The 8,464-nt window shown below is 41.1% G+C and carries 10 protein-coding genes; 1 reads left to right on the top strand and 9 read right to left on the bottom strand.

Annotated features, from left to right (window positions below; genetic code table 11):
- The first annotated feature begins 455 nt into the window (after window positions 1-455).
- Window positions 456-2,828 (top strand): ribonucleoside-diphosphate reductase subunit alpha, encoded by a 2,373-nt coding sequence (locus tag Q0323_RS05195; RefSeq protein ID WP_298052199.1) that lies wholly within the window; start codon window positions 456-458, stop codon window positions 2,826-2,828.
- Window positions 2,829-3,062: 234 nt separating this feature from the next.
- Here Q0323_RS05195 and Q0323_RS05190 read toward each other — a convergent pair whose 3' ends face one another.
- From Q0323_RS05190 to imm40, 9 genes are all read right to left on the bottom strand, one after another.
- Complete coding sequence (locus tag Q0323_RS05190) at window positions 3,063-3,977, bottom strand: DUF3137 domain-containing protein (protein ID WP_298052198.1); 915 nt, start codon at window positions 3,975-3,977, stop codon at window positions 3,063-3,065.
- 98 nt (window positions 3,978-4,075) lie between these two features.
- A complete protein-coding gene (locus Q0323_RS05185; protein WP_298052196.1) occupies window positions 4,076-4,297 on the bottom strand; it encodes a hypothetical protein in 222 nt (73 codons plus the stop codon).
- Between the two features lie 19 nt (window positions 4,298-4,316).
- Window positions 4,317-4,775 (bottom strand): hypothetical protein, encoded by a 459-nt coding sequence (locus tag Q0323_RS05180; RefSeq protein ID WP_298052194.1) that lies wholly within the window; start codon window positions 4,773-4,775, stop codon window positions 4,317-4,319.
- 216 nt (window positions 4,776-4,991) lie between these two features.
- The gene (locus tag Q0323_RS05175) at window positions 4,992-5,468 is read right to left on the bottom strand and encodes a hypothetical protein (RefSeq protein ID WP_298052192.1); all 477 of its coding nucleotides are present in this window, start codon (window positions 5,466-5,468) and stop codon (window positions 4,992-4,994) included.
- 33 nt (window positions 5,469-5,501) lie between these two features.
- Window positions 5,502-5,978, bottom strand: a complete 477-nt coding sequence (locus Q0323_RS05170) for a hypothetical protein (protein WP_298052190.1) — start codon at window positions 5,976-5,978, stop codon at window positions 5,502-5,504.
- Window positions 5,979-6,045: 67 nt separating this feature from the next.
- Complete coding sequence (locus tag Q0323_RS05165; RefSeq protein ID WP_298052188.1) at window positions 6,046-6,435, bottom strand: hypothetical protein; 390 nt, start codon at window positions 6,433-6,435, stop codon at window positions 6,046-6,048.
- A gap of 10 nt (window positions 6,436-6,445) precedes the next feature.
- Window positions 6,446-7,201 carry a hypothetical protein gene (locus Q0323_RS05160; RefSeq protein WP_298052186.1) on the bottom strand — a complete coding sequence of 252 codons (756 nt, stop codon included), beginning with the start codon at window positions 7,199-7,201 and terminating at the stop codon, window positions 6,446-6,448.
- 106 nt (window positions 7,202-7,307) lie between these two features.
- Entirely contained in the window at window positions 7,308-7,697 is a 390-nt protein-coding gene (locus Q0323_RS05155; protein WP_298052184.1) for a hypothetical protein, read from the bottom strand.
- Between the two features lie 123 nt (window positions 7,698-7,820).
- The gene (imm40, locus tag Q0323_RS05150; RefSeq protein ID WP_298052182.1) at window positions 7,821-8,183 is read right to left on the bottom strand and encodes an Imm40 family immunity protein; all 363 of its coding nucleotides are present in this window, start codon (window positions 8,181-8,183) and stop codon (window positions 7,821-7,823) included.
- Window positions 8,184-8,464 lie beyond the last annotated feature (281 nt).

The raw sequence follows: 8,464 nt of genomic DNA, 5'->3' as shown, positions 1-8,464 counted from the left end.
GGGTTAAGATGGAGTTTAGCTTCGATAAGGCAAGCAACTCTATGATCTTAAACGGAAAGCCTATCCCGCTACCGCGCAACTAAATTCTTAAGCTTTGCGGGCGGATTTTAAACCTGCTCGCGAAGCCCTTTTTGTTTCTTGCTTTTTCGGCGCAGAATTTCGTGAGACTCCACTCAAATTTTTCCCTGTAAAATTCCGCGGCACCACCATAAAATTCCGCTCAAATTTTACCGCATCTTTTCCGCCCGCTTCGTTAAATTTTAAATCTATAAGCCAAAATAATGACAGATAGACTTAAGCAATTTTGGCTATAATGCGCGCTTTTGCAGCGCAGCTAGCGTAAATTTAAAAGACGGCGGATTATGAGCGGCATTTATTACGCCGCCTCTTTTGACGACGTATTTTATATTGGGAAACTAACGCTAAATTTGCATTTTTAAATTTCAAGGAACGATATGAAAGTAATCAAACGCAACGGCAGAACCGAGGAACTTGACGTAAGCAAGATCAAAAAATACACGAGCGAGGCAGTAGAGGGGCTGGAAAACGTAAGCCTTAGCGAGCTTGAGGTGGACGCAAAGATCCAGTTTCGCGATATGATCACCACGGAGGAGATCCAGCAAACCCTCATCAAAACCGCGGTCGAGAAGATCGACGTGGACCGCCCGAACTGGACCTTTGTCGCTGCGCGGTTATTTTTATACGATCTGTATCATAAAGTAACGGGCTTTAGCGGCTACAACAGCCTGGGGGATTACTTCGCTCGCGGCGAGGCGGCGGGTCGCATAATGCTTGGCTTAAAGGAAAAATACGATCTGGAGGATCTAAATTCTTATTTGCAGCCGCAGCGCGATTTGCAGTTTAACTACCTCGGCATCAAGACGCTTTACGATCGCTACCTTATCAAGGATAAAAGCGGCGCGCCGATCGAGCTTCCGCAGCAAATGTTTATGGCGATCGCGATGTTCCTCGCGCAAAACGAGCTAGACTGCCAAGGCTGGGCGAAGAAATTTTACGATCTCATATCTAAATTTGAAGTCATGCTCGCGACCCCTACGCTCTCAAACGCCCGCACGACGCGACATCAGCTAAGCAGCTGCTACGTGGGTTCTACGCCCGATAATATCGAGGGGATTTTCGATAGCTACAAGGAGATGGCGCTTCTGAGCAAATTCGGCGGCGGCATCGGCTGGGACTGGTGCAAGGTGCGCGCAATGGGCGGCAGCATCGACGGACATAAAAACGCCGCGGGCGGCATCATCCCGTTTTTAAAGATCACGAACGACATCGCCGTCGCCGTCGATCAGCTGGGCACGCGCAAGGGCGCTATCGCCGTGTATATCGAGCCGTGGCATATGGACGTGAGCGACTTTTTAGATCTGCGCAAAAACTCGGGCGAGGAGAGGCGCCGCGCGCATGAAATTTTCCCTGCGCTGTGGATAAACGATCTGTTTATGAAAAGACTTCAAAGCGGCGGCAAGTGGACGCTCTTCGATCCCGCTGAAGTAAGCGATCTGAGCGATCTGTATGGCGCGGAATTTCAGGCGCGCTACGAGCAGTACGAGGCCGACGATAAAATTTCAAAATCCACCATCCTGGCAAAGGAGCTTTGGAAGAAAATTTTAACGAGCTATTTTGAGACGGGCATGCCATTTTTGTGCTTCAAAGATAACGCCAACCGCATTAATCCAAACGCGCATCAAGGCTTAATCAGGAGCTCAAATTTATGCACCGAGATCTTTCAAAACACGGCGCCGAACCACTACAAAATCAAGGTCGTTTTCGCTGACGGCAGCGAGAGGCTGTTTGAGGAAAACGAAGATGTAAGAACCGACGCGGGCATCGTAAAAAAGGCGAAAAAGATCACCGCGCTAGACACGCTGGGCGGTAAAGAAATTTTTATCGTAGAAAAGGGCTGCAGCGAAGGCGCGACGGCGGTTTGCAACCTTGCAAGCGTAAATTTAAGCAAAATCAACAGCCGCGAAGAGATAGCTCGCGTGATGCCAATCGCCGTGCGGATGCTCGATAACGTCATCGATCTAAATTTTTACCCGCACGCCAAGGTCAAACACACCAATCTAAAAACCCGCGCGATAGGGCTTGGCGTAATGGGCGAAGCGCAGATGCTGGCCGAGCGCGGCGTGAAGTGGGGCAGCTACGAGCACTTCGAGCTGATCGATAGGATAATGGAAAACGTGAGCTTTAACGCGATCAAGGCAAGCTCAAATTTAGCCGTGGAAAAGGGCAGGTACCCCGATTTCGCGGGCTCGAAGTGGAGCGAAGGAATTTTCCCGATCGATTTAGCGAACGAAAACGCCAAAGCGCTAGTTAAGCGCGGCGGGCTTTTTGAGCAAAGCAGCTGCGACTGGGACGGGCTACGCGAGAAAGTAAAGCGCGACGGCATGAGAAACGGCTATCTGATGGCGATCGCGCCGACATCGAGCATCAGCATACTCGTAGGCACCACGCAGACGATCGAGCCGGTGTATAAGCGCAAATGGTTCGAGCACAATTTAAGCGGCATGATCCCGGTCGTCGTGCCGAATTTAAGCCCGAAAACGTGGCAGGCGTACGTACCTGCGTACGAGCTCGATCAGCGCCTGCTAGTAAAGGCGGGCGCCATCCGCCAAAAATGGATCGACCAAGGTCAGAGCCTAAATATCTTCATGAGCCTGGATAAGGCAAGCGGCGGCTATCTGAGCGAAATTTACACGCTTGCATGGCAGCTGGGGCTAAAATCTACCTACTACCTGCGCTCTGAAAGCCCCGATAGCGAGAAGTTAAACAACGTCGCGGATCGCTCGATCGAGTGCGAAGGGTGTCAATAGGATACGGCGGCGCTATGGTTGAATATAAAATTTGAAAAATTTTGAAATTTTTAAGAGCCGCTATAAAATTTTTATAAAATTTAAGCGGCTAAGGTCGATAGCAAAGCGAAAGCGCTTATTAAAAGATTCTTTGCCTTTCGAAGTAGTTTGATTTAATAACGGACGAGCAAAAAAGCGCAGCCTTCGCAAGAACTAAATTATTTCAACGGCGCTCGCTCAAATTTAAAGCGTAGATTATTCCACCTGCCCGAGCTTTTTGAGATAGGCGAAAATTTTAGCGATCTCGATCATTTTATTTAGGCTTTCGAGCAGCTTTGCGCTTTGTGAGCTCGGCGCGGATTTGAAAATTTCGCTATTTTCAACGCCGATTACAAGGCTGTTTTCGCCCAGATAAAGCTCTGTTTTACCAAATAAATTTAGGGTGATCGTCTGCATATTTTCTAAAATTTTTTTATTTTGTAAAAATGCGGCAGCGGCGGGATTGTTGAGATATACGTCAAACGACGCGCTTAGGTGCGGGCTGTCTTTGAGCAGCTTCAGATCCGATGCGCCGAATATAAATTCTCCGCGCGGCACAACTAAAATTTTACTATCGAAAGTCTCGCTAAAATCGAATTTTGCAAAAAGTCCGTCGAAGATCGCCGTATCATCCTTTTTTTTGAGATGCAGAATTTTATCCAGCTCAAATACCCGATTTTCTCTGTTTTTATCGAAATCGCGGCTTAGGCAGATGTCGCCGATTTTTATGCCAAATTCGGGTGTCTTGCCCACTATCGCGTGCTTGCAAGTGCATAGATTTGCCTCTTTACGGAGCGGATTTTTATAAATTTCATCGAGCAAAAACGCGCCGAAGGGCTGAAAGGTAAGGCGTAGCTCCTTTGCGATCCAGAGCAGAAATTCGTTTTTAAAAGCCTCTTCGCTGAGCGCTTCAAATTTACGCGAAATGCGCACAGCTAGGTATTTGTAAGCAGGATAAGCAAGAGCTAGCAACACTAATAAAAACAGGAATGAGAAATCTCCAAAATCCTTGCGCATAGCAATAAACAGCGCTAGCACCACCACCGCCACGCCGCCACGCGCCTTCCAAAGCGCCACATTGCGCGCTCCATCTAGTTTTTGCTTTTTTAATTCGTAAGAAACAAGGCTCATCGCTATCCCCGTGAGTGAAATTTGACGCTCATTATAGCGAAAAATGGGATTAAATCAAGCCATATGATAAGCGCGTTGCTATTTATAAGGCGGGTTTTTTATAATAGCTCAAAAGCATAGAAATCGCCGTCTTTTTCTCTGCATTTTACAATATCGCCGTATTTGAATTCTAAAATTTCATCCAGTTCGGATTCAAATTTCGTCGTATCGGTAATTTTAAAAATATATTGCGCGATTTGAACAGCCTTTACCGGGCGCCATACGTTAATATCTTCATTCAAAATTTTTATAAAAATTTCTTTATCGGTCGCATTCGCCATATTAAACCTTTCTGCCTGGTTATCTAAAATTCTTTCTGCCTAGCCACAATTTAAGATATTTTAATACGGGTCTTAAATAATCATTAGTAACGTTGGCTTTAAAGGTACTCGCGCCCGATTCTATCAAATACCAGCTATATCCGTCATCCTTTAAAATATTCATTTTGCGATGTTTGGCCTCAGCATTTGCATCCGATATCTCTATATCCAATACTTTATTTGCGATATTCATCTGTACCGATAGATTAGGGCTTAGATCATATATGAAACGGTTAAGATCCTTGATGATATGGGTATTATATACATCATCGATCATCTCGGCTCTTCTCTTCCTAAAAATTTCCTCTTCTATTGGGTCTCCGTCAATAAGCTTTCCATAATGATCTTCATCGGCTACGAGCTCTTCGTAAGATGCGGTAAAACATTCAAAAAAACCCCCTATGCATCCCAAATTTCCAATTTGTAGGCACCGTCTCATCGATTACTTGAAAATATTTGCTATTAAATCGATTGTAATTTATATCGTCTTCAAACGGTAATATGCAATAATAAATCCGTCCCTCTTCATATTGGATGCCATGAACAAAATAGGTTCTGTTTAATCCCAGATACTCATGCCTATCTTCTTTTATACATTTTACAATCATTTAAAATCATCCTTAAATTTGAAATCATCTACGGTTTCTATGATGGGCTACCTGTCTTTATCGCCTATTATACTATTTCTAACAAGTTCTGTAAAAAATTCTTTGTTTTTGGATTTGTTGATTACCTCTTTTATAGCATTAAAGGATAATTTTAAATTCTTTAAATTGCCGTCTATAATGTAAAAACCGTTTTTCTCACACAATGATGTTATGCCCCTTAATACGGCTTCATACTCGGATCTAAAATCGATACGAAACGTAACGGACTCTATTATATTATTAGTATCAAAAAATACCTCTAGGCGGTTGCCGTTTTCGCTTCCGTATAGATCTATTTCGTTAGACCAAGATTTTTCGGGCTTTAATAGGCGCGAAATTTCAGAAAATACCTCTTTTTTGATCTTTGCTTTTTTCCAATACTTATCGTCTTCAAAGAGCTTTATATTGCCATATTGCTGGTCGTATTGCAGATCATATGTATCGCTTTTGGGCAGAATAAAAAACTTACATTGCCAAATTGCCATATCTCTTTCCTTAAATATTTTTATTATAAAATTTTAAAAGTAATACGCATAGCAGCCTCGATCATCGTATATATCAAATAAAATCGAAAATTTCTCTTTATTGTTTACGGCTAACTGAACTCTAATGTTCAAAGAGGGTTCTTTTGCCAGCTCAAAATTAAAATGGTGTAGCAGTACGGATCTCAAAAAATTTGGCTCAAGCGTCTTTTCTTCTATAAAGATAACGCCCGCTCTGGCGCCGTTTTTATAAGGCTTGGCTTTTGCGTATTGCCCCTTCATATTTTTAAGAAGATATTCTTCTATTTTCTCATCTCTTTCCCAAAAAAGAATTTTATAAACTATGCTATCTAAGTGGCTTGCCTTTGAAATTAAAAACATAACTAGCCTAATTTTGGCCTCTACATCGATATTTTCAAAATCTATTCTCGATCCGGCTATGCCCCTTTTATTTCTGCTTATTTTTCTAAATTCTATATCGAAATTAGTGGGGTCTATAATGCTTTTTATCATTGCCGCCACCCTTCAAAGCCCTTTTGCTGCGTGATATTATGCAAATTCTTCTTAAAATTTCTTGTCATTACTCGCCAAATTTCATCCAAGCGGCGGCATATTCTTGTGTCTCATTTCTAAAATATTTGCTAATTATATTATATTCGTCCCCTTTCGCAATATTTATAATTGTTTCAACAAAGCCGGTGCAAAACGCCGTGCCGATGTATTCGTCTTCGCTTGCCGCCCCCTTTTCCACAAAATCAAAAATTTCATTTCTTGTCTTTTCGTCCAAATCATCAAAAATTTTAATCGTAGTTTCTGCAAAAGATGCAAGCAACCACAATAAGCTAGGTATGTACTCCATATCGAAAGGAAATATCTGCTCTTGATAGGCGTTAAAATACGCCCTGTTTTTCTCTATAAAGAAATAGATATATTCCTCATATTTACCCAAATCGGTCTTTATTAAGCGCATTTGCCAATCCTTATAAATTTTTACCATTATAATACTTCTCCCAAAATTTTATCGCATTTTTTATCTCTTTTTCAAAATGTTTGAATGGTATATAAATTTCTTCTTGTTCGTAGGGCTTTAACTTTTTATATTTCTTGGTATGCGTAATTCTCGCAATATCTTCATAATTTTTTTGTAAAAAATCTATGATTATTTTTACCTCATCCCTGCTAAATTGTTTCGCTCGTGCTCGCCGCATAGGTGGTGCAAATGCCTGAATAAACATATCCTCTATAATCGCCTCATCGCCGAAGCGCTCGTAAAAATCAATAAAATCCAGGATATAATACCTAAAAGTATAGTCATTGAAAACCTGTAAATCTCCCGATAGGAGTTTGATCGTGCCATGGTCTAAATCGCACAGATCTTTACCGCACAGATCTTGTTCGACAAGCTCATCCTTTTGTACAGGATTTGTTATAATTTCCGGCTTTTGCAGTTTAAGCTGCGTCTTTAGCGCTTTTATTCTATTCGATAAGTTCATTTTGTTCTCCTTTTTAGAAAGCATAAAATTTGAGCTTGGCTTATAATACTCTTTTACTCTTATCAGATATATCAAATACAGGATCAATCCTATAATAAGTAGTAGTTGCATAATGACGGATTGGGTTGTGGCTACGACATAAACTTTCCCTCCGCGATAGCCGCCCTCCGTTAATAGTTTATGAAAATTTAAAGACGATAGGATAATAAAAAATATCGTCATTACAATTCTTACCGGTTTCATGGTTTTAAATTATCCTTATATGAAATTCCAAGGACGGTTTGTCGCCTTTTATCCAATCAAAACCCAAGAATTTCATCGATAAATACACCTCGCTCAAGATTCAAATTTATCCATCTAGGCAGTATATGTCGTTGTCCAAATCCACATTATTATCTGCTAATAGTTTCAGTAAATTTGCATTATAATATAGACCGGGTAAGCTATTATAACTGTAAACTACGACTCTTAGCAGCTTTTTCACGCTTTGTAATTTTATACTCCTCGCGACATTTATATCTGCTAAAAATTTTTTAATTAGATCTCCCGCAAAAGGTATATCATAAAATTTTTCCTCTATGCTAAAGCCAAAATTTCTGTATTTTAAAATAGAACCTTTTAGTTTCAAATCTCCTTTTTGCCAGACTTTTGTTGCAGATATGCCGTTGCTGCTTATTGTTTCGGATAGATCCCTATCGCTTTCGATCGATAGGATTAGGATTACTTTGTTGCTTTTCAAGATCGCTCCTAAAAATCTTTTATATCCCATATACGCATACATTAGCATTCAGTTCGGCGCACATTTTTATATTTATCCGAATATGAGCAAAACCAACATATTCTGTATTGTAAGCTAAAATTTTCATTTGGATACCTGCCCAGGGCAAATGACCGGGCAATATGCAAAGTCATCTCCGTTTCTAGCGCGATAATTAGTGATATATTCGATCGCCACTTCGAATGCATTGCCATCTTCCGCTTTAGTGCCCCAGTAGTCGTATGTGATGATGGGCTTATTACCGCTTAAGCGATATACGTCTCCTCCTACGATAATCATACCTTTATCTCTTGTGATTTTTAGGACCTCCATTACATCGTCAAATCTCCAAGCTATATCATAAATTCCGTACTCCTCCCTTAAACGTATACCGCGCTCTAGCAGATCCTGCGGCACGATATTTACGTAATCTTCATCTATAAACACAATATCTTCTTCAACTGACATAATCTCTCCTCTCATTAAAATTTAATTTATTGCAAAGACTTTTCTATATCATTTATTAGGTGATGAAGCGTTTCGAGACGACTAGAACTCGGATTATTTTGGTTCAAAATTCTAAAATATCACTATATTTCATCGTCTTTATATCGCGCTCGTCAAAAGATGGAGGTATATATTTTTCGTTCATCTTAATGATTTTCGCGATATAGTTCTCGCTTATGCCGTTTTTTGGTTTTTTTGTGCGATATATGCGCAAAAGGGCTTTTGGGCGATATTTATCGCTC

Origin of the sequence: uncultured Campylobacter sp., from assembly GCF_938030145.1 — a bacterium.
Taxonomy (GTDB): Bacteria; Campylobacterota; Campylobacteria; order Campylobacterales; family Campylobacteraceae; genus Campylobacter_B.
Note: the sequence above shows the minus strand (reverse complement) of the source record. Positions and strands in the feature narration are given on the sequence as shown.